The organism is Sphingobacterium sp. NPDC055346, assembly GCF_053645235.1.
Window position 1 is genome coordinate 119,209 of sequence record NZ_JBSHMI010000007.1, and the last position, 23,545, is coordinate 142,753.

Annotated in this window: 22 protein-coding genes; 12 read left to right on the forward strand and 10 right to left on the reverse strand. The window is 38.4% G+C overall.

Annotation, left to right across the window (positions count from 1 at the left end; all coding sequences use genetic code 11):
- Positions 1–72: 72 nt before the first annotated feature.
- Genes ACWICE_RS15000 through ACWICE_RS15010 form a run of 3 tightly spaced genes read right to left on the reverse strand, consistent with a single transcriptional unit; the run spans position 73 to position 2,878 of the window.
- Positions 73–645 carry a hypothetical protein gene (locus ACWICE_RS15000; protein WP_454298679.1) on the reverse strand — a complete coding sequence of 191 codons (573 nt, stop codon included), beginning with the start codon at positions 643–645 and terminating at the stop codon, positions 73–75.
- Positions 646–674: 29 nt separating this feature from the next.
- Positions 675–1,988: a hypothetical protein gene (locus ACWICE_RS15005; protein WP_454298680.1), complete on the reverse strand. Its 1,314-nt coding sequence runs from the start codon at positions 1,986–1,988 to the stop codon at positions 675–677.
- Positions 1,989–1,993: 5 nt separating this feature from the next.
- A complete protein-coding gene (locus ACWICE_RS15010; protein ID WP_454298681.1) occupies positions 1,994–2,878 on the reverse strand; it encodes a hypothetical protein in 885 nt (294 codons plus the stop codon).
- Positions 2,879–3,089: 211 nt separating this feature from the next.
- Between ACWICE_RS15010 and ACWICE_RS15015 the strand changes: the two genes are divergently transcribed.
- From ACWICE_RS15015 to ACWICE_RS15035, 5 genes are all read left to right on the forward strand, one after another.
- Positions 3,090–4,418, forward strand: a complete 1,329-nt coding sequence (locus ACWICE_RS15015; RefSeq protein ID WP_454291630.1) for an OmpA family protein — start codon at positions 3,090–3,092, stop codon at positions 4,416–4,418.
- A gap of 6 nt (positions 4,419–4,424) precedes the next feature.
- A complete protein-coding gene (locus tag ACWICE_RS15020) occupies positions 4,425–5,387 on the forward strand; it encodes a hypothetical protein (protein ID WP_454298682.1) in 963 nt (320 codons plus the stop codon).
- A gap of 61 nt (positions 5,388–5,448) precedes the next feature.
- Complete coding sequence (locus ACWICE_RS15025; RefSeq protein WP_454298683.1) at positions 5,449–7,389, forward strand: tetratricopeptide repeat-containing sensor histidine kinase; 1,941 nt, start codon at positions 5,449–5,451, stop codon at positions 7,387–7,389.
- Between the two features lie 4 nt (positions 7,390–7,393).
- Entirely contained in the window at positions 7,394–8,035 is a 642-nt protein-coding gene (locus tag ACWICE_RS15030; protein ID WP_454291628.1) for a response regulator, read from the forward strand.
- Between the two features lie 24 nt (positions 8,036–8,059).
- On the forward strand, positions 8,060–8,641 hold the full coding sequence (locus tag ACWICE_RS15035; protein ID WP_454298684.1) for a hypothetical protein: 582 nt from the start codon (positions 8,060–8,062) through the stop codon (positions 8,639–8,641).
- Positions 8,642–8,695: 54 nt separating this feature from the next.
- On the opposite strand, the gene ACWICE_RS15040 is transcribed toward ACWICE_RS15035, so the two are convergent.
- The 3 genes from ACWICE_RS15040 to sucC form a co-directional block, all read right to left on the reverse strand.
- The gene (locus ACWICE_RS15040; protein ID WP_454298685.1) at positions 8,696–9,508 is read right to left on the reverse strand and encodes a hypothetical protein; all 813 of its coding nucleotides are present in this window, start codon (positions 9,506–9,508) and stop codon (positions 8,696–8,698) included.
- A gap of 69 nt (positions 9,509–9,577) precedes the next feature.
- The gene (gene hemL / locus ACWICE_RS15045; RefSeq protein WP_454298686.1) at positions 9,578–10,891 is read right to left on the reverse strand and encodes a glutamate-1-semialdehyde 2,1-aminomutase; all 1,314 of its coding nucleotides are present in this window, start codon (positions 10,889–10,891) and stop codon (positions 9,578–9,580) included.
- Positions 10,892–11,173: 282 nt separating this feature from the next.
- Entirely contained in the window at positions 11,174–12,373 is a 1,200-nt protein-coding gene (gene sucC / locus ACWICE_RS15050) for an ADP-forming succinate--CoA ligase subunit beta (RefSeq protein ID WP_454298687.1), read from the reverse strand.
- Between the two features lie 144 nt (positions 12,374–12,517).
- On the opposite strand from sucC, the gene ACWICE_RS15055 reads away from it, so the two are divergent.
- The 6 genes from ACWICE_RS15055 to ACWICE_RS15080 all read left to right on the forward strand — a co-directional run bounded on the left by ACWICE_RS15055 (position 12,518) and on the right by ACWICE_RS15080 (position 18,238).
- On the forward strand, positions 12,518–13,171 hold the full coding sequence (locus ACWICE_RS15055) for an ABC transporter ATP-binding protein (RefSeq protein WP_185213362.1): 654 nt from the start codon (positions 12,518–12,520) through the stop codon (positions 13,169–13,171).
- A gap of 1 nt (position 13,172) precedes the next feature.
- Positions 13,173–13,640 carry an ATP-grasp domain-containing protein gene (locus tag ACWICE_RS15060; protein WP_313261684.1) on the forward strand — a complete coding sequence of 156 codons (468 nt, stop codon included), beginning with the start codon at positions 13,173–13,175 and terminating at the stop codon, positions 13,638–13,640.
- A gap of 1 nt (position 13,641) precedes the next feature.
- The gene (locus ACWICE_RS15065; RefSeq protein WP_454298688.1) at positions 13,642–14,202 is read left to right on the forward strand and encodes an HAD hydrolase-like protein; all 561 of its coding nucleotides are present in this window, start codon (positions 13,642–13,644) and stop codon (positions 14,200–14,202) included.
- The gene (locus ACWICE_RS15070; RefSeq protein WP_454298689.1) at positions 14,199–15,692 is read left to right on the forward strand and encodes a S41 family peptidase; all 1,494 of its coding nucleotides are present in this window, start codon (positions 14,199–14,201) and stop codon (positions 15,690–15,692) included. Before ACWICE_RS15065 ends, ACWICE_RS15070 begins: the two co-directional genes overlap by 4 nt.
- A 70-nt stretch (positions 15,693–15,762) precedes the next feature.
- The gene (locus ACWICE_RS15075) at positions 15,763–17,196 is read left to right on the forward strand and encodes a S41 family peptidase (protein WP_454298690.1); all 1,434 of its coding nucleotides are present in this window, start codon (positions 15,763–15,765) and stop codon (positions 17,194–17,196) included.
- Positions 17,197–17,227: 31 nt separating this feature from the next.
- The gene (locus tag ACWICE_RS15080) at positions 17,228–18,238 is read left to right on the forward strand and encodes a LacI family DNA-binding transcriptional regulator (protein WP_185217686.1); all 1,011 of its coding nucleotides are present in this window, start codon (positions 17,228–17,230) and stop codon (positions 18,236–18,238) included.
- Positions 18,239–18,244: 6 nt separating this feature from the next.
- Here ACWICE_RS15080 and ACWICE_RS15085 read toward each other — a convergent pair whose 3' ends face one another.
- The 3 genes from ACWICE_RS15085 to ACWICE_RS15095 form a co-directional block, all read right to left on the reverse strand.
- A complete protein-coding gene (locus ACWICE_RS15085) occupies positions 18,245–18,661 on the reverse strand; it encodes an OsmC family protein (protein WP_185213368.1) in 417 nt (138 codons plus the stop codon).
- Between the two features lie 158 nt (positions 18,662–18,819).
- Positions 18,820–20,121 carry an SGNH/GDSL hydrolase family protein gene (locus tag ACWICE_RS15090; RefSeq protein WP_454298691.1) on the reverse strand — a complete coding sequence of 434 codons (1,302 nt, stop codon included), beginning with the start codon at positions 20,119–20,121 and terminating at the stop codon, positions 18,820–18,822.
- Positions 20,122–20,140: 19 nt separating this feature from the next.
- Positions 20,141–21,361: an OmpP1/FadL family transporter gene (locus tag ACWICE_RS15095; protein WP_185213370.1), complete on the reverse strand. Its 1,221-nt coding sequence runs from the start codon at positions 21,359–21,361 to the stop codon at positions 20,141–20,143.
- 194 nt (positions 21,362–21,555) lie between these two features.
- On the opposite strand from ACWICE_RS15095, the gene tpx reads away from it, so the two are divergent.
- Positions 21,556–22,053: a thiol peroxidase gene (tpx, locus tag ACWICE_RS15100; protein ID WP_185213371.1), complete on the forward strand. Its 498-nt coding sequence runs from the start codon at positions 21,556–21,558 to the stop codon at positions 22,051–22,053.
- A 133-nt stretch (positions 22,054–22,186) separates the two neighbouring features.
- On the opposite strand, the gene ACWICE_RS15105 is transcribed toward tpx, so the two are convergent.
- Entirely contained in the window at positions 22,187–23,359 is a 1,173-nt protein-coding gene (locus tag ACWICE_RS15105; RefSeq protein WP_454298692.1) for a trans-sulfuration enzyme family protein, read from the reverse strand.
- Between the last annotated feature and the right edge of the window lie 186 nt (positions 23,360–23,545).

Below are 23,545 nucleotides of genomic sequence, written 5' to 3' on the forward strand. Positions count from 1 at the left end.
ACAACACATATTAACTGTATAAAAGATATAATAAAACAACTTAACCTTAATTATTTTAGAGATGCTACTGATTTATAGTCCTACAAACTTATAGACGAAAACAGGGTCTTCCATTTCGGTATCTTTAATTTCATAGATATATAGGCGTTTTACTTCCTCAAAATCCTTGATTTTCCATAGCCAAGTGTCTGGTTGTAAATCTTTCGGTTCTGCGTTTCTAGTTGTAGTTCCATTCGTACTACAACCCTTTTTTACGGTTGTAAATGTTCCAGAAATAGGGTGAAAAGTGAATTTATTTCCTTCGAAAACCGTTGTTCCAGTTTTTTTTGTGAAAATCTCAGTGACACAGTTTGAGGCACTTCTAGTTCCTAAATATTGATAGAATTCCAATTTTCCTTTTTTATTTTGTTCTGTAAAATAATATTCCCGAGCGGCTTCCCAATCACTTCCTAATTGATGTCCGTCTCTATCATAATAGGATATAGGCCCTAAACCTCCCCAGAACCAAAGACCATTTTTTAGTTCGGAAGGGGTCTCTGTTGCTGGCTTATCCTGAGGAACAGGCTTTTCCTCTTCAATATTTGTTTTTTTACATGATAATAATATCGATGCACATATTGCCAATAAATAATACATATTTTTCATGATCCATTTATATAATTCTAATTTGATAATTACCAACCCCTTGGTACTCGGTAGATCCCACTAACGCTTCCTATACGCACCTGTTCATTTGTGATTGCGGACCTGAAATAGCCGGAGCTTTCGATGACGAAGATTCCTGATATATATTTTTTGCCGTTTTCTTCCGTTTCTTTGACGGTGAAATATCCAGGACTATCTTTGAAATCTTGGTCATCCTTATATACTGAAGAATAAACATGGCTTAGGCCTGGGGTAAAATATGCAAAGGTAACTTGCTGATCGGCTTCATTGAACATGGACCAAGTGTATCTTTTTTCTGTGCTTGACAGGGCCGATTTTGGCCATAAGAAAGTAATTTGAGGATCCGTGCTATTTGCTACAATGTTGTTCATGCTATGGAAGCTAGTTCCAGGGACATTACCTGCTGCACCCAAATATGTTCTCCATTCGCCCCCATCTAAACTAATCATAATGCCATCCTCAATGATGTGGATTTCACTTATTAAAATTACTTGATGCCCTCTAACACTTAATTCTACGGAAACCGTGGCAATATTTTTAGCGGGTTTGGATGAAGGTGATAAATATTTTGCTTTATTTCCATTCACGACCAGTCTTCCAGGGCCATCCAACTTCCAATTTTTAATATAAGTTTGACTTAATGGTATGGGGGTTCCAGCATTTATTGGCTGCACTAAGGGTACCAAAAGATCGCCGTCTACGGGATGGACATTTTGAATAGCGGCCAATTCAAGGGACTCACTTAGTCCTATGGTTGCCATATTTGGTGTTAATTGTATGGTTTCGATCATTGACCAATCACTAAAGTGGTCTGTCAGGACGCGTAATTCCTTTTTGTTTAGATCAATTTCATTCTTTCCTGGGCATATCCAGGTTCCTACCTCATTTTGATACGCAATTTCTAAGGTTTTGGATAAAAGGGACTGTTGGCTTTGTCCCTCTAAATTGAAGGTAATAGTTACCTCCTTATGTAATTCGATATTTTCTGGCGTAAAGCGATATGAAAAGCCGCTGCCTCCAGGACTGCTGTTTTCAAGCGGTTGTATACCAATTTCCTGTTCCTCGAGTAGGGCACCTTCAGGGAATAATATTTTTACCTTACCATCTGAACTTTGTATAGACCCTCCTTCAGGACCGATAAATTCATAAACAGGTTCATCTATCGCCTCACCAATAGGCATTTCATATTTGATAGTATCTTTAATAGGTTCTTCCTCTTCTAACCTTAGATCGTTCCGTTCACAGGCCAGAACACTTGAAAATAAAAGGATAAGATGAAAGATAATTACGGTTTTTAAACCAGTTTTTAGATGATTTTTCATGATAATTATTTACAATCACTATAAGTCAATTCATACTCTAACTTGTAGCCATTCAATCTGTTTTCAACGATTTTTATTGGGTACTCTTCTTTATTGTAGGTTATTGTTCGGTCGAAACTGACACTTTGGGATAGCTTGAGCACAGGTACTTCATTTACTTCAGCAGTATTGTGATAATGGTAGTAACTCATGATGTTATTTTTACTTTCAGGGAGAAGCAAATCTAACCTTGTTTGATGGTATAGGTTGATGGCAAAAGCAGGGTGGATTTCACCGGTATGCTTGTCGTCATAATGATACTCATCTTTAGAGGATAAATAATGATGGTTGGGATTTGCAGTACTGACTTCGTAAGTCTCGGTTTTGATGACCTGCTTGCCTAGATCAATGGAATAGAAATATTTGATCTTTTCCATTAATAGATTGTTTGAGTACAATTTCAGTTCTGAAACTTTGTTATCTTGGTTATAAGTGAACAAATAGGATTCAGTTACTGCAGGAGAGATATTGTCATATCGAACCTCAGCACTTTCAATCCTTTTACTATTAGCTGCATAATTTAAAGAATACCTGATTTTAAGGATTTCATTTGCATCATAAAAAGACACTGATTTGACCAACCCATCTATGGTCGCTACACGTCGAATGAGGTCTTTTGTCCCTCGTGTGAAGTTTATTACTTCTTTTAAGTTTTTGTTCTCATAAGATAGTTGAGATTCCTTATAAAGGTTTCCTACGAAGGTATTTAAACCGAATCCATCGAATTGTTTTAGGACAGATAAGGTACATCCTTTTTTAGGAGGGGTTGGCTCGACAACTTGATCCTGATTACAACTTGAAAGGATCAAGAGAAGGCTTGCCAGGTAAATTTTTGTTTTATTGTTTTTCATGATTTTTGGTTTCATTAAAATTTATGGAACAAATTTGAGCCTAATCATTCCCCATTTTTTAAGTAGCAGACCTGAAATTTATATTTCCGTAGATGTACTGAAATTGGCGGTCCTTGCTGTCTTTTCCGTAGAACTACGTATTTCTTTATATCCGTGCAGGTATCTAAAAAGTGTCGCTTATTCGCTGCTAGCTTTGTTAAAATTTAATATTATGATAAAGACATCAGTAATACTTGTGTGCCTAATGGCAACAATGACCATAAGCTACGGTCAATCTATCCTTAATCGGATTAAGGATAAGGTGAAGAACAAAGTTGAGCAGAAGATTGAAGAAGGTATTGACAAAGGGATAGATAAAGCAGAGCAAAAAGGGACTGAAGCTGTCAAGAATGAAACCGTAAAGAACAAAGGGTCAAAGCCAGAGAATAAGCCCAGCAATAAGGAAAAGGGAAACGGAGAGACGGAACAAGCTGGAAAGGGTCTTTCAAGTTTTCAAAGCTACTCAAAGTATGATTTCGAAAGAGGGAGCCAAATCCGTTTTTCGGATGATTTTTCTGAAGATGTTATTGGAGAATTCCCTTTGAAATGGTCAACCAATAATAGAGGAGAAGCTGTAAATGTAAAAAACAGTATAAATAAATGGCTTCGCATGTATCAATCTTCAAAATTTGTATCACCAATGATCAGTTCACTGCCAGTAAACCATACGATAGAATTTGATTTGATCCTAAATTTTGATAAAGGGGGCAATAGTTATCGCTTCCCAGGGCTACAGCTGAATTTGTTGGCATTGAATGGAAAGAATAATGTCAAAGATTATTTGGTGAACAATAATTCCAAGGGGGAGTTGATCATTGAAATACTACCAGGAGAGGAAGGCAGTTCCAACATCTCCTTAAAGGTAAATAAAGAAGGGAGTTTGTTTTTTCAGAATGAAGAAAAAGGCTATCGGAAGCTGGATTCATTTTACGGCAAACCAATTCATATTGCCATCTGGAATCAAGGGCAAAGAATTAGGGTTTGGCTCAACGAGGAAAAGATATATGATATTCCAGTAGCCATTCCGCAGGGCGTTGTCTTTGACCATTTGGGCTTTAATGTAGAGGGATCTGCCTATCAGGATGAGCAAGTTGGTTACTACATAGGTAATGTTATGGTTGCGGATGCAATGGCGGATCTAAGGTCTAAATTTTTGACAGAGGGCAAGATCGTAACACAGGGAATTCTATTTGACACCAATTCATCGAATATTAAACCAGAAAGTGTAGGGACAATCGATGCTATTGCCAAAATATTTATTGATAATCCAAGTCTGAATATAGAGATCAAAGGACACACAGATAGTGAAGGGGATGAACAAAAGAATCTGACATTATCTAACCAAAGGGCAGAATCAGTAAAAAACTATTTAGTAGAAAAGCATAAAATAGCTGGGTCTAGGTTAAGGACAAGTGGGGCAGGCGAAGGAAGTCCGATAGAGGATAATGCTACTTCAGCTGGAAGAGCAAAAAATAGAAGGGTTGAATTTATTAAGTTCTAGTAATCTATGAAAACTATTATTTTTTTGCCATACTTCTTATTTGGGCTGGGAGCAGAAATGATCTTTGCTCAAGAAAAGGATCCTATGACCGTAATAAATCATTGGGAAAGCCTATTGGTTTTAGATCCTGATATTGATTTGACAGCAAGCCAACATCCAAAGAATGAATTGGTCGAGGAACATAAGAACAAACATCTAGCGGCAATTAACGAAACGTTGGACCTATTTTATGCTGACCTTATACCCTCTTTTGAAAGCAATAAACTGCATGGGAATATGACTCTTGCTGAGAAGAATTTAAGGGAACAGGTGGCAACCCATAGGTTGGGGCTTGCTGAAGCTTCTCAAATTGTGGCTTTTAGGATTGCCATAAAAAAAAGGGGACCGATAAGTAGTAATAGCTACTCTTGGATAGACTTTGAAAATTCTGGTATTAGTATATCCCAAGTCAAGGCGATAGAGCAGTTGTTAGGAAGTCTAAAAAGTAATGAAAATAATATTTCTGATTTACCAACACTTTATGCCGGTAATTTAATGGAATTAGAATCTACTCTGAGGGAAGAACTGGATGCTATTCCTAAGGTTTGGGTGTTTCATAAGCAGGAACCGAGTATTATTATGGAAATGGAAAACCCAAAGAAAGCCATTGAGCTGCAGATCCGATATGACGGAAAACGGTACTTATTGCTGAAACAGAATTATGCGAAGGTTTATTTGGATTGGAAAGCAAAACAAGGTCGATTGGAGGAGGCTATTAGGTTGTACAAAGCCCTTACCCCACAACGAAAAACCCAAAATGGATTTACTGTTTTTGACGACCTTTCAACGCGTATCTTGGAGCATATCCAAGAACATATAGTGAACACGGATTTGGCACTGAATATTGCTCAAAACACACTATGGAGTAAGGAGCAGTTAAATTTTCATATTTCTACCTATAATAATTTTCAAATTGTTGAAAATCAATAAAATTTCAATTTCTACTCACTAATTTTGTGTCTGAGAAACAGCCAATTATACCATGAAAATCATGATACTAGTCCTAGGGATGATACTTTCCATCCTTCAGGACAATATCCCACCCTCAAATTCGGAGTTGGATAGGATTTTGGGCCTAAAGGATGATACCACGAAGATGGTTCAATTAGATAATTATTTCAACAAGGTAATCAATAATGACCCTGTTCAATCCAAATGGTTAGTTTATAAACAAATGGACCTCAGTAAGAAATTGAAGAATGAATACTGGAGTGGAATTGCATGGTTCAATATTGGTTTTATCAATGCTCGGGACGCATTGGACAGTCTTTCCATTGAAAATTTTGAAACAGCAATAAAGCATTTTGAAAAAGTTGGTGCAAAGGAAAATATCATTCGATGTTACGTGAATATTGCTGCATTGAATGGTCGATTAGGGAAGTTGGAAAAAGAAATTGAATTGCAGCAAAAAATCATAAAAATGTTGGAGGGTAGCAATAAAAGTAACCTCATACTGAATGCCTATAATAGTATGGGTGCACTATATTACAATTTGGAAGAGATAGAGAAAGGGCTTATTTATTTTAAAAAAGCTAGGGATTTGGCTATAATTCGGAAAGATACATCAAACTTAATCACATCGAATCTTGGTTTTACAAATTGTTATGCAGCTCTGAAGAAGTTTCCAGAGGGGTTGAAACATGCACAGGCAGCTTTGGCATTGGCGCAGAAATTTGGGGCCCATTTTGAGTACTCCCTTGCCCATAATGCTTTTACACAACTTTATCAAGAATGGAAGAAACCTGATGAATTAATCTATCACGGTCAGCAAATTATCTACCATGCTTCACAACTTAATGAAACCCAATATTTACTCATTGGTAACCTTGCGGTGGCAGATGGATACAGATTAAAAAAGGATCCAGAAAATGCCATTCATTTTTATAAAAATTCTGAAAAAATCGCATTGAAAAGTGGAACCGTTCTGCAATTGGATGATATCTATAAGGGCCTTTCATCGGTCTATAGTCAGGTGAATGATTATAAATCAGCTTTACATTACTATACCAAATATGCCTCGCTGAATGATAGTACATTGAATGAAAAGACCAAACGTGAGGCCAATGAAATGCATATCAAGTATGAAACTGCCCAAAAGGAAAAAGAGCTATCCATGCAGAAATTGGATCTTGTAGAACAGGAAGTTACCATTCAAAAGAACCGACAGTATTTTTTAATTTCAATAACTACAGCCATCATTTTTTTGATGCTCTTGATTTTCGCGGTCTTCTTTATTTATAACAAGAGGAAGCAATTTGCTTTACAAACTGTTGCAAATGAGAAGGAAAAAGAACTTCAACAATTACAGGCCTTCATGGAGGGCGAGGAGAAGGAACGCATTCGAATAGCGAAAGAGTTGCATGATGGAGTAGCCGGCATGTTGACAGCATCTAAGATGCAGTTTCAATCTTTTAAGACCTGTAAGGAATATACCTGTAATCTGGAAAATTATCAATTAGGCCTACAATTGCTAACAGATGCTACCGATGAAATTAGGAAGACCTCACATAACCTTATGCCCGATATTGTGCTTCAGAAAGGATTGGTTGAAGCTATTAGAAAATATTGTAATAAAATAAACAGCCATAGCTTACAGGTTCAATTTGATAGTTGGGGAGAAATTGGCCGTTATGATGAGCGATTTGAATTGGCGGTATATCGCATGATCCAGGAACTGCTGAACAATGCGATGAAGCACGCTGGAGCCTCTCTGGTATTAGTTCAGATCAACAAGCATCATGACAGTATATTTTTGACAGTTGAGGATAATGGCAAGGGGATCAATTTTGATGCGGTGGACCAAGAGGGAGTTGGTTTACAGCGATTTCAAAAACAAGCTGCCGCAATGGATGGGAAATTGGAATACGAAAACCGACCAGGAAAGGGTCTAGGTGTTTATTTAGAATTTAATATCAACAGTCAGCATATTTAATATTATGGAAAATATAAAGCTTGCGATAATTGATGACCATAAAGTGGTTCTTGATGGCTTAATCTCGATGTTATCCTCGGAGCAGAGGATTCAAGTGGTTCTTGCAGTACAAACTGCAGATGAACTTAATAATAAATTACAGGAAAGTAGTCCAGATATATTACTAATGGATATTCAAATGCCAGGGATAAGTGGAATAGATCTGGCCTATAGTGTTTTGAAAACTTATCCAGAACTAAGAATTATTGCCTTCAGTAGTTTTGATGAATCTCATTATATCAAACAGATTTTGAGAAATGGGGCAAAGGGGTATTTACTTAAAAATGCAGATCGACAGACCATTATTGAGGCTATATTTCAGGTTGCGGAAGGAGAGAATTATATCGATGAAAGATTGAAATCTTCCCTGTTGCAAGAGAGTATCTTTGGACATAAAAGATCAATGCACGATATCCCATTGACAAATAGGGAGACGGAAATCTTAAGGTTGATTGCAGAAGAATTTACCAACCAAGAGATTGCAGAAAAGCTTTTCATTGGTTTACGTACCGTTGAAACTCATCGCTTGAATCTAAATCAAAAGTTGGGTGTTAAGACTTCTGCGGGTCTGGTCAAACAAGCCATTAAACGAGGGCTAATTAATTAAACTTTACACTAAATATGGCATTGTATGAAACTTGGAGTATTCAAAAATCTGGGTTCAGGCGAAATCAACAAATCTAAATGGGCAGTGTTTTTTGAAAAGATCCGGAATAATCGAGAGGTTGAATTATGTATAATTGGTCTAAGGTTTCTGATGGGTATGGCTTTTATTCCTTCTGGCATTATTAAGGTTGAAGGTGAACGATTTACTCGATTGGGGGTGGAGACCAAGATCGGATATTTCTTTGAAGCCTTATTTCAAGCTTCAAATTATTGGAAGTTTATTGGGATGATGCAATTGACAGCAGCGTTCCTTCTTTTTACGCAAAAATTTGCAGCATTAGGGAATTTAATCTTTTTTGTAGTGATTTCAAATATCTTCATAATAACAGTGGATCTTAATTTTAAAGGAACATGGGTCATTACGGGAATGTTGATGCTGAGTTCAATTTTATTAATTATATGGGATTGGTTTAAGTATACGATGTTGGTCAGGTCTCATGGTAGTTCTGTGGAAAGAACCTTATATAGAGAGCCAGCAGTTATATGGCAGGTAATTGGGTTGCTGTTATTCTTTAGTCTTGTATTTATGATTGAAATATTTGGTTAAAAAGATAAGGGGCAAAATGATCGTTTTGTCCCTTATCTTTTTATTTAGAAAAACCTATTTTTCTAATAAGTTGATTTTTCTTTCAACAGAAACATTGTCTCCAGTTACAGCATTACCGTCTTTATCAACTAGAGTCAATTTAACAGTTGCTTCGCCTAGAGGCAGGTTCAGGATTTCGTAAGGAACCCATTGGTCCAAAGTGAAATCTTGACCATTGATGTTAGCTTTTACTTTATAGCTATCTGCACCTAATGTTGCATTAGATACGAAGAAGTCTAACAATAAAGTTTTAGTTTCTTCACCTTTGTAATCACCTTTTGGTCTGCTGTAGAACAAAGAAGGTTCTGTAGGAGTAGGAAGCTCCGCGATTTTAGCGTCAGCTTCTACTTTGAACTTCACTAATTTGGAAGCGTCAGCAGTTTTTAGGGACTCGTGGAATGAACGAGACAAGAAAGACATTAAATAGTGCTCAGAATTAACTGGTACTGTAAATGTATGTTCTGGTTTATACAAAGCTACATATGGCGTATTATCCAAAATAAAGTGGATATGTTGACCATCATGGGAATTCGCCATGTGGTGCTCATGTTCAGTTTGCTCAGTTAATTTAAAGTTCTGAACATCATATTTAACTGTAATCTTTGCAGAGTCTGTTCCTACTTTTTCAGAAGTTAATGAAGCGATTTTCAAGGTTGCTCCTGGGAAGTCTTTCGCATGTTGAAGAGGGTTCACTGCGATTGCACCAACTGTGTCAGTTAATGCTGTAGAATCTTTAACTTCTCCTTCTTGATTTTTTGTCGGGTTATTGCATGAAGCGAGTACCGCTGTTGCAGCTAATACTGCTAATGCTGATTTGAATGTTCTCATCACTTAATTTAAAATTTAGTCGAATTTGTTATGTTACTTAAACAAATATAACGGTAAATTGTTTATTTTTTATTGAAATACAATCTGTAAAGCTTCTTTTAACGCGAGAAGTGTTTTCTTAAGGTCATCTTCTGTATGTGCAGCCGAGATAAAGCCAACTTCATAGCCGGAAGGACCGAAATAGATTCCTCTATTCAATAATTCCCTATGCATCACTTTGTATTTTTCCATGGATGCTGGATCAATTTCATCTGCACGTTGGATTTTTTTCTTGTCAGTAAAGGCAAACCAGAAAATGGAACCAATGGTCGTAATGGAAACCTCAAAACCATTCTCTTTAATGAAGGAACGAAGTTCAGTAACGAATTCTTGGGTGGTTTTTTCTAGTTTTTCATAGAAACCAGGTTGTGCAAGGATCTGCAAAGCAGCAATACCAGCTGCCATGGCAACCGGATTACCTGATAGGGTTCCAGCTTGGTATACCGAACCATCTGGCGAAATACAGCCCATCAGTTCCTTAGAGGCACCATAAGCCCCTACCGGCATACCACCACCGATAATCTTTCCATAGGTCAAAATGTCCGGTTGGATATCATAATATTTGGAAGCACCCTCAAAACCCAGACGGAATCCAGTGATTACCTCATCCATGATCAATAATGCACCGTTCTCTTTGGTAATATCTCTCAAGAAATGGATGTAATCTTTATCTTGTATCAACAAGCCATTATTTGCAGGAACACCTTCAATAATAACCGCTGCAATTTGATCTTTAAAATCTGCAAATACTTTTTTAAGGGCTTCTTTATCATTCAATGCGATGACAATAGTTTCATCTGCAAAAGCTTTAGGCACCCCTGCTGAAGAGGTTTCACCGAAGGTGACAAGACCTGATCCCGCTTTAACCAATAAAGAATCCGAATGGCCATGGTAACAGCCTTCGAATTTTACGATTTTGTCTCTTTTTGTATATCCGCGGGCAAGTCGGATTGCAGACATGACAGCTTCTGTCCCTGAGCTTACAAAACGGATTTTTTCAATCTTTTTGTTGTTGCTAAGGATAAGTTCTGCCAATTCATTTTCAAGCGCTGTAGGAGCTCCAAAACTCAAACCTTTACCTAATTGCTCTTGCACGGCTTCACGGATTTCTGGCGTATTGTGGCCCAGGATCAAAGGACCCCAAGAACAACAATAGTCAATAAATTCATTGCCATCAGCATCCCATAAATGGGCCTTGTCACCACGTTCAATGAACAATGGAGTTCCATATACTGATTTAAATGCACGAACAGGAGAGTTTACACCACCAGGAAAGAATTCCTTGGCTTTTTCAAATAACTTCGCCGACTTTTCGCGAGAAATATCTGAAGTAGATGTTGTCATAGTTTTTTGTTTTATTGTATGGTACAAAAGTAGTATTTAGTAGTTAGTATTTCGTATTTAGATTGGGGTAGGGCTCGATATTGAGGGATTATGACGGAAATGTTATAATATATCTTGTCAAAGCATTTAGTGTATTGTTATTGGTAGTTTTACTTTGATATTGACTTCAAAGCTACAAATCTGAAAACAAGCAATAGGTCTAACTACTAAACAATTAATACTAAATACTCCATAAAAAAAGCGGGCTTTCTTGAGAAAAGCCCGCTTTTTTTATGGAAAGTATTACTTTCCTTCTTCTAATACTTTAGTTACAAGTTCAGCTGCTTCTTTCAATAAGATTGCAGAGTACACTTTTAGGCCAGAATTGTCGATTAATTCTTTAGCTTCTTTAGCGTTTGTACCTTGTAGACGTACGATAATTGGAACAGGAATGTTTCCAATTTCGTTGTATGCATCGATAACACCTTGAGCAACACGGTCACAACGAACGATACCACCGAAGATGTTAATCAAAATAGCTTTTACGTTAGGGTCTTTTAAGATGATGTTGAAACCAGCTTTTACAGTTTCAGCGTTTGCAGTACCACCAACATCTAGGAAGTTTGCAGGCTCACCACCGGCAATTTTAATGATGTCCATAGTTGCCATCGCTAAACCAGCACCATTTACCATACATCCTACGTTTCCATCAAGTTTTACGTAATTAAGGTTGAATTCTCCAGCTTCCACTTCAGTAGGATCTTCTTCTGTAATGTCACGTAAAGCAGCGATTTCTGGATGACGGTATAAAGCGTTTTCATCCAAGTTCACTTTCGCGTCAACCGCTAGGATTTTATCATCAGATGTTTTCAAAACAGGGTTGATTTCGAACATAGATGCGTCAATTGAATCGTAAGCTTTGTACAATGCAGCAACAAACTTAACCATGTCCTTGTGCGCAGCACCAGAAAGGCCTAAGTTGAAAGCGATTTTACGAGCTTGGAAACCTTGAAGACCTACTTTAGGGTCGATCTCTTCTTTGAAAATAAGGTGTGGAGTTTTTTCAGCAACCTCTTCGATGTCCATACCACCTTCTGTAGAGTACATAATGATGTTGCGACCAGTAGCACGGTCTAACAATACAGACATGTAGAATTCTTTGGTTTCGCTGTCACCAGGATAGTAAACATCCTGAGCGATCAAAACCTTATTAACTTTTTTACCTTCTGGACCAGTCTGTGGAGTTACTAACTGCATTCCAATGATGTCAGTTGCGCGTTGCAATACTTCATCTTGGTTCTTAGCTAATTTCACACCACCACCTTTACCACGGCCACCCGCATGGATCTGTGCTTTTACCACAACCCAATCCGAGTTGAATTCTTCTTTCATTCTCTTAGCAGCATCAACAGCTTGCTCTGGGGTTTCAGCAACAATACCTTCTTGTACTCTTACTCCGAAACTCTTAAGTATTTCTTTTCCTTGATATTCGTGAATGTTCATTGATAAAAAAATTTGCTGTAAAAATAGCGTATTTATTCGTAAGGGTCAAGTTATTATTACGATTAAATTGTCCTTTGTTACGCCTAACTATTTATTATATCGCTTGGGCGGCAAGTTGTTTTTGTTTTTTGTTATTTTCGCAGTATGATCTTAAAGGCAAATAACATTTTTAAGTCTTATGGCGACCTTGAAATTCTCAAGGGTGTCAGTATTTCTGTCCGTAAAGGAGAGATTGTTTCCATCGTGGGAGCTTCCGGTGCCGGTAAGAGTACCTTGCTCCATATCATCGGTACATTGGACAAACCCGATCAAGGGACCGTACTGATCGAGGGTGAGGACGTTTTTGCCTTGAATGAAAAAAAACTGAGTGATTTCAGAAATAAACACATAGGCTTTGTTTTTCAATTTCATCACCTTCTTCCTGAATTCACTGCCCTGGAAAATGTTTCCATACCTGGTTTCATCGCTGGTCAGGATAAAAAAGCTGTTGAGAATCGAGCTTTGGAACTCTTGGATATTCTTGGGGTTGCCCATAGAGCTCACCATAAACCTTCGGCCATGTCTGGGGGAGAGCAACAAAGGGTGTCGGTAGCTCGAGCGCTCATTAATAATCCTACCCTCATCCTTGCTGATGAGCCCTCAGGAAACCTAGACTCGGAAAATGCGACTGCCCTACATCAATTATTCTTTGACTTAAGGGATAAAATGCAGCAGACCTTTGTCATTGTCACTCACAATGAGGAACTAGCGAGAATTTCGGATCGTACGATCCATATGAGAGACGGTTTAATCTATTAATATGCAAAAGCTCCTGATAACTTTTGGAACACGGCCATTGGCCCAAAGACTTTCCAAAATGCTGAACAATCAATTTGAGGTTATTTTCGCAACTTCTGAAGAAGTGCCCAGCTTTTTAGAAGCTAATTTTAAAAAAATTCCGACGGCAGCAAACCCAACATACGCCCATGAACTTTTGAAACTCTGTCTTGATAAGGAGGTGAATTATTTACTGCCTCTAGGCCTGAACGAGATCAATGTGTTGGCGGAGTCCAAAATCCTTTTTGAAGAATATGGAATTCAATTGCTCTCTCCCTCTAAGGAGGCATTGACAGAGCTGTACGTTTTGGAGAATCCACCTTCTGTAGTGGAATTATTATTGGTTTTAGATGGTAAAAGCCTGATTTCTGACCGTCAATTAGAATCGGAAGTTTCTGGTTTGTTTACCATTTCAGATGATGGTGATGATATAGCGCTTTGTACAATTTAACATGATCGATTTTTCAAATATTCCTCTCGATAAAAAACTATATCTATTTGAAATAGATGATGTCCTTTTTCCAAAAAAAGACTATTTATTGCAGATCTATTATCTTTTTTCGCAGTTTGTTGAGTTTACTGAAGGTAGACCGATCTCCACCGAACTAGTGAACTTCATGAAAGATCAATATCTTGAAAATGGAGAGGATGATCTATATGAGCAAACTGCCAAAAAATTCAATTTCAGCAACGATTATAAGGAAAACTTAGAACGATTAATGGTGAATGGACATCTTCCCTTGAAACTTTTCCTGTTTAATGAAATCAAGCTGTTATTTGCTTCTATTCTTGAACATGGCGGACAGATCGCCATATTAACCAAAGGGAATCCAGCGTTACAGTTAAATAAACTAAAACATCTTGATTGGCAAGGTTTTGACCGAAATGTTAAAATTTATTTTATCGATGAGTTAAATTTCAGAAATATTGAACCATTTAACTATATTGCTTCAGAAAGTCATGTAACACAGAGTGATTTGATTTTCATTGAAGACAATATAGCTAGGTTATGATGAAAAGATTTGTTCTTCCTTTTTTACTGCTTTCATTGCTTTTTGGAGCTAGCTGTAAAAAAGACCCGGTTCAACCATCCGATGATGGTCGAGATCCTGACAAAGAAATTCTCTTAAGAGACTCCACTTACTATTACTCCTTAGCGCTTTCCCTCTGGGAAGATCAACTCCCACAGCCCAAAGTCGATTCTAAAGGCCAACCTGACCTTAAAGCATTTACGAATGCCTATCAGGATGCCGAAGGAGTTCTGGCGGCACTGAAACGAAGTGCTCCTGAAGATCGCTTTAGTTTTGTTGACCGTGAAGGCACCGTTAGTGAGGAAATTCAGCAAGGTGTCCATAAAGAAACTGGTATTGTGCCTATTTTCATTACAATAAGTAGTCAGAATGCAAGTGAGGCCAATATGTATGTCAAGTATGTGCAAAAGAATTCTCCAGGTGAGAAGGCTGGATTAAAACGTGGAATGCGCATCGTGAGCATCAATGGTGATAGCAATCTGGACTATAACAAGAGTGAACAAAAGGCAATCGAAAACTACTATAAAGTTGTAGAAGGCAAGGAGACCTTGAATTTGGTGGTTCAAGCACCGGGTGAAACGACAACCAAAACCGTATCGGTTTCTGGTGGGGCTTATAATATCGACCCAATCTTAGTCAAAAAGATATTCACAATCAATGGTAAGAAAATTGGGTACATCTTTTATACTTCTTTTGTTAATGTGTTCAGTGAATCTGGCCCAAATGGCTACCATACAGCCATGACAAATGCATTCAAGGAATTTGAAACGGCCAACGTGAATGAGTTGATCATAGATTTAAGATATAATGGAGGAGGTTCAACTTCAACAGCTGAAATGATGTCAAACCTTTTGGTACCTACAGCTGGTTCAAAAGGTAAAATGTATGATTATAAGATCAATAAGAACCTGAAAGAATGGGGTTGGGATGATGAAACTAATCCTAAAGCTCCATTCCGCTCTGTGAACTTCAATAAGACCAATGCCCTGAACCTACAAAGAGTCTACTTCTTAGGAACTACCGGAACCGCTTCTGCCAGTGAATTGGTGATGAACGTGCTGAAACCTTATATGGATGTGCAGATCATTACGACCAATGGAAAAGGCACCTACGGCAAACCGGTCGGCTTTTTTGGGTATCCAGTGGTACATGGCTATGCAGATCTTTATATTACATCTTTCCAAATGCTCAATAAAGATGGTTTTGGAGATTACTTCGATGGGTTAAAAGGAAAGATCACCAATGCTGCGGATGGTTTCTTCACAGAATTAGGGGATGAGAGAGAAGCTTTATTGGCTACCGCCATCTCGGATATTACCGGAACAGGAGCGGGGGCAAGGGCATCTAGCAGGACAACAAAAACTGGGCTTGAAGGAGCTAGAGAGATAAAAGTTCCGGAATTGAACGATCATCGAAATAATATGTACAAGTTTCCGGACCTGAAACTTCGAAGTATACCAAAGGTTGATTAATCTTTTTTCGAATTTGGAAGTCAATTATTGGAATCATCTTTGCATGCTTCGATATTACTTAATATTATAAATGAAAAACGCTATTCTCAGTAAACTATTGGTGCTTTTGACCTTGGTTTCCATATTCGGTTGTAAAAAGGATCTTAATGATATTACCCCTCCACCAAGACCTGGTGGTGACAGAACCATTGATCAGGAGGTGTTAGATAGTGTTTACTCTAAATATAAATATTCATCCTATTGGGAGTCTTCCATTCCAGTTGCAAATCCTATTTCCAGTCTAACAGATAAATATACTGATGCAGATGACCTTTTGAGTTATCTAATGGGGCTCACGCCTAAAAAGATGGACTATAAGTATCATCCCACCTACAATGGACCTTTAGATCGCTTTTCTTGGATTGAAGATATCGGTTCGGATTCCAAAGCCTCAGCAATGGCTGATTTAGCGGATGGATATGGCTTATATATGGCGTTTGATGGAAGTCGTGGAGATAGCTTGTTTGTCTACTTTGTAGAAGGTGGTTCCCCTGGCGCTGCGGTTGGTATCAAAAGGGGCGATAAAGTCCTTGAAATGCAGGGTGACAAGAAAATGGTGTATTCCAATAAAACCAAGGTGGATGAATATATAGAAGGAAATACCCTGAGCATTAAGACTGAAAATGCACAACACGTACAAAAGACCTATAATCTGAATTATACTTCCTATGATATTCAGCCATTCCAATTAGGTAAAGTGTTTACAGAGAATGGAAAAAAAGCTGGATATATTGGTCTATCCTCTTTTGAGGAACTTGAGTCAGGTGTCTCGGACAGCAAAATGAAAAAAGGGATCGACTCCACTTTTGCGGTTTTCGCAAGCCAAAATGTGACCAAGCTAATTGTGGATTTACGATATAATGGAGGGGGATATGTGAGTTCCGCAATCCATCTGCTCAATAAAATCATCAATTCATCAGGAAATGGAAAGGTGATGTTTAAATATGACCTCAACAAAAACCTAAAAAGAGATCGTGATAAGGGTGATCCTGAATTTGAAGATGAAATCTTTGTTAAGGATAATGGAAATCTTGAAATCCAACAGGTCGTATTCTTGGTGAGTGATTATACTGCTTCAGCGAGTGAGATTGTGATCTCTGCCTTGAAACCTTATATGGATGTTAAGCTTGTTGGTTCTGATGCTTCAACCTATGGTAAGCCAGTCGGATTTTATAGAGAGGATATCCTTGGAAAAGTTGGACTTTGGGCAGCCTCATTCAAAATCATCAATGCAGCTAATTATACAGACTACTGGGATGGTATCCCTGCGGATTATCCGAATGTTTTTGATAACTTCTACAAAGAGTTTGGGGATCCAAGCGAAGATATGACCCGCAGAGCCTTGAATATCCTGATTGGACCTGGATCTAAGGCTAGCAGCAGAACTGCTGCTGTTCGAAGTTCAGTGAACAGAACTACACGTGAATTGAACAAAATACCACGTCGTAATATGATAAAGGACTAATTTATCATTATATAATTATTAACTTTGATGCATGGCAGGAAATAAACCAACCACGATCAAAGAAATCGCAAGGAAACTGAAGATTTCTCCTTCTACTGTGTCTAGGGCATTGAATGATCACCCAAGCATTGGGTTGGTCACGACTATGCGCGTGAAGAAAATGGCTGAAGAAATGGCTTATGAGCCTAATCAAACTGCTATTTTCTTTAAACAACGCAAGACCTTTACGATCGGTGTCATTCTGCCCAAACTATCTGAACCTTTTTTCTCTGAAGCCATCAGTGTGATCGAAAATGTTGCCGAAGAAAAGAAATATACCGTGCTTCTTGGCCAATCCCTGGATGATGAAAACAGGGAACTGAACATAATACAGACTTTCAAAAAGCATAGGGTAGATGGAATCCTAATTTCCATGAGTAAAAATACTGGTGATACCGACTTTTTGGAATTACTTGCCAAAACGGAAATCCCAATTGTGTTTTTTGACTGTGTTCCCGACCTAGAACATGTCCATAAGGTATATAGCGATCTTGCCTCTGGTATGATAGAAGCAATCGAAGCTTTCGTAGACCGTGGGCATAGAAAAATTGCCCTGATCAATGGCCCTGAATCATTATTAGCATCAAAGGAAAGGGCAGAAGCCTTTCAAAATGCCCTGGAAAAGAAGGGTATTGGTGCAGACTCAAGCTTTGTTGTCAATACTGATCTTACGGAACATGGAAATGAAGAGGCAATGGATAAAATCTGCTCCTTAGCTGATCGACCATCTGCCGTTGTTTCCTTTAATGACTTCGTGACTTTGGATCTTATCCGCTATGCCAAACAAAGAGGCATTGTTCTCAATCAGGATATGTTTTTCATTAGCTATGCAAATTATCCTTTATGGAAATATATGGATAATCCGCCAATGGGAAGTATCGAACAATACCCTGAAAAACAAGCTCAAAAAGCTGCCGAGATATTGTTCGATTGTATAGATAAGAAAGAATATACCAACAAACCACAAGATGTGGTATTCCCTTCTAAATTGGTGCTTAAATAATCAGGATTAGTTAATCTGGATGCTATAGGTGATTTCAATACCACCGTTCACTAGCATGTCATGTACCGAGCAGTATTTCTTTACGGCCAGTTCGGCTGCCTTTTGGGCTTTAGCTTCATCGATCTCACCTTTCAATTTGAAGGAAATATGGATCTTAGTGAAGATATTAGGAATCTCTTCTCTACGCTCACCTTCCACATCAACTTGTATATCTTGAATGTCCTGACGTTGTTTCTGCAAGATGGTCGTTAAATCAAACGCACTGCACGAACCTAGAGCCATCAATACCAATTCCATCGGTCTAACGCCCTTGCCTTCGCCTCCAATTGATTCTGGGCCGTCTACATGAACTGTTACTGGGGAAAGTTCGCTGGATGCCTCGAAGTGTACCGCTTGATTCTGTCTTTTAATATGTACTTTCATGTTTTTTGATTTATTACTTTAAAGGTAGTCAAAATCCATTCAAGACGAAAAAGGAACAGACAAAGACTACATATTATAGACATTCAAGAGGATTGAATGCCCTTACGGATCGGATAAAAAACAAGAAACCCCCAAATCTTTTGGGGGTTTCTTGTTTTTTAGTTCGGGTATTTTACACCTCGATATAAACTGATATCAACCTTAGGTACTTTTGCCTTGTACTTGGCGTTGATAGCGTCGATAAATAAATTTGCTACGATAGCATTACCCATTGGAGTAAGGTGAACCCCATCCAAAGAGAAAGCGTTTCCAGTAATAAATGCTGCTGAAATGTGAACACCATTGTAGTTGTATCCTGCTTTCACCTTGTTTAAGAAAGCATGAACATCAGCAACAGCAAGTTGTTTCGATTCAGCGATCGCTTTAATCTTATCATTAAAGGCTTTTACACGCCCTGAAACTTCAGTTACCTCAGCTTTATCCAACACGTATTGATCCTCAATAGGGTTCAATGGATGCATACCGTAAGGAATCTGTTGCTCATTTGGCTTGCCCAATAAAGTAGTAGGGAAGGTCAGCACAAATAGATCGGCATCAGTAGCCATTCTAGGTCCTGTTTTAGTTGCGATGAATACGTTTTTAGCTTTACCTCGAGAAGCAGCTTCTACTGCGGCATTCAGGCGAGCTGTAGTTACGGTGTTCAAGAAAGGAATAGTCGTAACGTCTGGAATAGTCGCCACAACGCCTTTTGAGCCATTTTGAGTCAGTGCATTGACAAAAGTATTGTAAGCAAAATCAAAAGTTGCCAAATCCAATAATTTCTTTGTTGGATCTTGTGATGGAGCAGCACCATTGGTTGCATAGCCTAAAACATCATTATTTCCTAACCAGAAGGAGAAGAACGTATGTTCATGAGAAGCCGCATATTCCACATACTTCAATGTTTGAGGAGTGCCATCAGGTAATAACCTTTCGAAATAAGGATTTCCCATAACAGTACCAATTCCAGGAGCCATGGACATATCCAGGCGCATACCCGGTACTCCTAAGTTTTGAATAGGCTCTGTATGTTTTGTGTATAATGGACCACCATTAGGGCTTTTTCCACGGATTGCCAAATTGGTTGTCACAGGCTCCATCACTGGATTGCCATCAACCAAAGACTTCAATTGGATATAACCTGAACCATTTGCTTGTTCCTGACTGAAGAAAGGGGAAGTAAATTCACCGCCACCAACAGTTTTAAACTGCTCAGCCATCAAATTAGGGAATGCCACTTTTTGTCCTTCAAGATAAAGGCCGTTGTCTGCATATCCAGAAGTCAAAGAGTTACCCACGGCAATGAATTTTGAGAAATCAGCTGTTCCTTTGCTGGTTTCCAGTTCATCCAAAGACGGGGCACATGAACTCGCAAATCCTAAAATTGCAAGTCCGATATAGAGTTTAAAGTTCTTTTTCATTGTTTTCATAATTTAAGGACTACCAGTAATAAGAAACAGAAATACCTGGAGCATGAATATTGGTTTCATACGTTCCTCTCAATTGCGTTTCAGCATTGGTAGTTGTTCTCTTCAAGATCTTTTGGAAAACATAAGCTGCTGACATCTGCCAGTTTGGTGAAAACTTATAGGTTACACCTCCTGCCGCCATTACACGGTTATTATCCGGCGTTTCTGGATAAACATATTTAGCTTGAACCGGTGTGTAGACATATCCAGCCCCAAGGCGAAGATCAAGCTTGTCATTCACCTCATAGTTCAGACCAGCTTTTCCTGAAAAGGCATTTTGATATTTTTTCTCTGAACGGGTATCCTGCAATACAGGGGTGTTGTTTTCATAATCAAATACCAATTCTTTGTAGATGTCATAATTGATAATGGATCCATCGATTGCTGCATCCACTTTATCCGATAATGGGAAAGTGATACCGACATTGAATGAACCTGGTAGAGGTAATTCAGCGTCGAATTTGCCATTCGGGAAGTTGGCTGCCAAAGCATTTGGTACTTCAAATGTGGCATCTCCACCTTTCAGTTTTGTAACAACTTTTGAACGGTAGTTTAAGGATAGAGCAAAGGTTTCATCAAGCGTGTAGTGAACACCTAAATTATAACCCATACCAGTTCCTGTTCCTTTCAGAGTAGCCTGACCTGTTCTTCCATCCGGATAGAAAACTGGAAGAGCTCTTCCTAAATCCACCAAACCGATGTTGTAAACAAATCCACCACCGATAGAGAACTGATCGGTCAATTTAAAACTAATTGTAGGTTGGATATAGATTGCACGCATGGATAGATGCGTCAATGAAAATTTACCTGGCCATTCCGTTCCCCAATCAACTCCACCACCAAAGGGAGTATATACACCGATACCCGCTTTCCACCAGGATCCTTTAGGACCAAAAGTGGCATAAGCACCAAAAGGTGGGGATATTTGAAATTTCGTATGGTGTACATCTGGGCTGCCAGCCTCCTGGAAAGCAGACCTGTACATGATGGCGCTACCACCTATTTGTACCCCATTGTTCTCCATTTTCACCAATGCTCCAGGGTTGTATACGATGGAAGTTTCATCGATAAAAAGTGCAGATCCTGCACCAGCCATACCCACCGCTTTTTGGCTCTGGGTATTAACTTGGGAGCCCTGTGCAAACAAAAGCGTAGGGGAAGCTAATAACAAACTGAGTAATAATCGTTTCATAGTAATTATTGATTAGCGTTTTTCAAATTTAATTTGATATGCTAACATAGTAAAATTCTGTTAATTATTATAAATTAATTGATAAATATTTATAAACTAATTGTCAAGATTCGATAAAAGAGTGCATATCGTTTTTAATCAAAACATAATTAAGGTATATTGGTTTTCAATATAAACAGATAAAAAAAATAAATATGGCTCAAGTATCATTTAAAGGTAATGCAGTGCATACCGGTGGAGACCTACCTAAAGTAGGTGAGGTTGCTCCTGACTTCACACTTACAGCTGGTGATTTATCACAAAAATCATTGAAAGACTTTGCAGGAAAGAAAGTAATCCTTAATATATTCCCAAGTATTGACACAGGGACCTGTGCCATGTCAGTACGTCAATTCAACGAAAAAGCTTCTGGCTTAGATAATACAGTTGTCCTTTGTATTTCCAAAGACCTTCCTTTTGCTCAGAGCCGTTTCTGCGCAGCTGAAGGATTGGAAAATGTGGTGACCTTATCCGATTTTAAAGACGATAACTTCAACAATGCGTATCACGTGAAATTTACTGATGGACCTCTTCAAGGTCTTTTAAGCCGTTCGGTAGTCGTTGTAGATGAAGACGGAAAAGTGAAATACACTGAACAGGTCGCAGAAACTACAGAAGAGCCAAATTACGAAGCAGCATTAGCGGCAGTATAAGATGTTATATATGAGATTTGAGATGTGAGAAATTTTATCTCTGGTGATGACCAAATTTAATACAGGTTCTCTCTCAATACTCAAATCTCAATACCAGACAAAAAAAACGGGCTTTAATTCCCGTTTTTTTTGTTTATTTAGAAGCTTCTAAGGCTTGAAGGATATCATCGATGATATCCTGTTTATCTTCGATTCCTATGGAAAGTCTGACGGTTCCGGGACGGATACCTAGTTTTTCCCTTTCTTCTTCCGATAACTTGGAGTGGGTAGTAGAGGCAGGGTGAGTCGCTATACTTCTAGAATCACCTAAATTGGATGTATAGAGGATCATATTTAATGCATCCAAGAAATTAAAAGCACGCTCCTTGCCACCTTTCACTTCAATGGTCACAATCCCTCCACCTGCTTTCATTTGTTTTTTTGCAAGTTCATATTGAGGGTGCGATGGCAAGAAAGGATATTTCACGTCTAAAACCTCCTCATTTTTCTCCAGTTCTTCTGCAAGAGCAAGGGCGTTTGAACAGTGCCTGTCCATACGTAATCCCAAAGTCTCAATACTTTTTGAAAGAATCCATGCATTAAATGCAGACATTGCTGGGCCAGTGTGACGGATCAAGAACATCATCTTGTCCATTAATTCCTGTTTACCAACTACAACACCTCCCAAGACTCTGCCTTGTCCGTCCATGTATTTCGTGGCCGAATGAATGGAAAGGTCGAAACCATAAGGAAGAGGTTTCTGTAGATAAGGTGTTGCAAAACAATTGTCAATTGCAAAAATGATATTTGGATATTTTTTCTTTAAACCTCCTAGCCATTCCAGATCCACTAGTTCTAGACCTGGGTTAGAAGGAGATTCCAAGAAGATGAATTTAGTATTGGGCTGTATGGCTTTTTCCCATTCTTCAGGGTTTATGGCATCCACATAGGTTGTTGTAACTCCCCAACGTGGAAACAGCTGTGTAAATAGCTGATGGGTTGAACCAAATATTGCTCTAGAAGATACAATATGATCTCCCTGCGAGATAAAGGCTGCAAAAGTGGCAAAGATTGCACCCATTCCAGATGCAAAAGCTAATCCGGCTTCAGCCTCTTCCATTAAACAGACTTTGTTGATGAACTCAGTAGTGTTAGGATTAGCATATCGAGAGTAGACCATGGCCTCCTCTTCGTCAGCAAAGACCGCACGGCCTTGCTCAGCACTGTCAAAAATAAAACTTGAGGTTAAGTATAATGGTACCGAATGCTCCCTCAATGAAGAACGTTTGGCTTGCTCGCGGATGATTTTAGATTGTTCGTTATTCATGATTAACAAATTTATTCACTTTTCAATAAAAAGCACTAAGTCAATAAGATAATTTTAAGCTTGAATTGAAAATATTTTTATGCAAACCTTTGTGCAGGCCGATTTTTAAACCACAGTTTTTCAATTTCTACCTTCAAAATAGATTTTGATGAATTAATTATGATTACAATTGGCTGCTGTTGGTTT

What these genes read in the sequence shown, in the direction of transcription:
- ACWICE_RS15000 (WP_454298679.1), bottom strand. Translation starts at nt 645, where the DNA reads ATGAAAAATATGTATTATTTATTGGCAATATGTGCATCGATATTATTA.
- ACWICE_RS15005 (WP_454298680.1), bottom strand. Translation starts at nt 1,988, where the DNA reads ATGAAAAATCATCTAAAAACTGGTTTAAAAACCGTAATTATCTTTCAT.
- ACWICE_RS15010 (WP_454298681.1), bottom strand. Translation starts at nt 2,878, where the DNA reads ATGAAAAACAATAAAACAAAAATTTACCTGGCAAGCCTTCTCTTGATC.
- ACWICE_RS15015 (WP_454291630.1), top strand. Translation starts at nt 3,090, where the DNA reads ATGATAAAGACATCAGTAATACTTGTGTGCCTAATGGCAACAATGACC.
- ACWICE_RS15020 (WP_454298682.1), top strand. Translation starts at nt 4,425, where the DNA reads ATGAAAACTATTATTTTTTTGCCATACTTCTTATTTGGGCTGGGAGCA.
- ACWICE_RS15025 (WP_454298683.1), top strand. Translation starts at nt 5,449, where the DNA reads ATGATACTAGTCCTAGGGATGATACTTTCCATCCTTCAGGACAATATC.
- ACWICE_RS15030 (WP_454291628.1), top strand. Translation starts at nt 7,394, where the DNA reads ATGGAAAATATAAAGCTTGCGATAATTGATGACCATAAAGTGGTTCTT.
- ACWICE_RS15035 (WP_454298684.1), top strand. Translation starts at nt 8,060, where the DNA reads ATGAAACTTGGAGTATTCAAAAATCTGGGTTCAGGCGAAATCAACAAA.
- ACWICE_RS15040 (WP_454298685.1), bottom strand. Translation starts at nt 9,508, where the DNA reads ATGAGAACATTCAAATCAGCATTAGCAGTATTAGCTGCAACAGCGGTA.
- hemL (WP_454298686.1), bottom strand. Translation starts at nt 10,891, where the DNA reads ATGACAACATCTACTTCAGATATTTCTCGCGAAAAGTCGGCGAAGTTA.
- sucC (WP_454298687.1), bottom strand. Translation starts at nt 12,373, where the DNA reads ATGAACATTCACGAATATCAAGGAAAAGAAATACTTAAGAGTTTCGGA.
- ACWICE_RS15055 (WP_185213362.1), top strand. Translation starts at nt 12,518, where the DNA reads ATGATCTTAAAGGCAAATAACATTTTTAAGTCTTATGGCGACCTTGAA.
- ACWICE_RS15060 (WP_313261684.1), top strand. Translation starts at nt 13,173, where the DNA reads ATGCAAAAGCTCCTGATAACTTTTGGAACACGGCCATTGGCCCAAAGA.
- ACWICE_RS15065 (WP_454298688.1), top strand. Translation starts at nt 13,642, where the DNA reads ATGATCGATTTTTCAAATATTCCTCTCGATAAAAAACTATATCTATTT.
- ACWICE_RS15070 (WP_454298689.1), top strand. Translation starts at nt 14,199, where the DNA reads ATGATGAAAAGATTTGTTCTTCCTTTTTTACTGCTTTCATTGCTTTTT.
- ACWICE_RS15075 (WP_454298690.1), top strand. Translation starts at nt 15,763, where the DNA reads ATGAAAAACGCTATTCTCAGTAAACTATTGGTGCTTTTGACCTTGGTT.
- ACWICE_RS15080 (WP_185217686.1), top strand. Translation starts at nt 17,228, where the DNA reads ATGGCAGGAAATAAACCAACCACGATCAAAGAAATCGCAAGGAAACTG.
- ACWICE_RS15085 (WP_185213368.1), bottom strand. Translation starts at nt 18,661, where the DNA reads ATGAAAGTACATATTAAAAGACAGAATCAAGCGGTACACTTCGAGGCA.
- ACWICE_RS15090 (WP_454298691.1), bottom strand. Translation starts at nt 20,121, where the DNA reads ATGAAAAAGAACTTTAAACTCTATATCGGACTTGCAATTTTAGGATTT.
- ACWICE_RS15095 (WP_185213370.1), bottom strand. Translation starts at nt 21,361, where the DNA reads ATGAAACGATTATTACTCAGTTTGTTATTAGCTTCCCCTACGCTTTTG.
- tpx (WP_185213371.1), top strand. Translation starts at nt 21,556, where the DNA reads ATGGCTCAAGTATCATTTAAAGGTAATGCAGTGCATACCGGTGGAGAC.
- ACWICE_RS15105 (WP_454298692.1), bottom strand. Translation starts at nt 23,359, where the DNA reads ATGAATAACGAACAATCTAAAATCATCCGCGAGCAAGCCAAACGTTCT.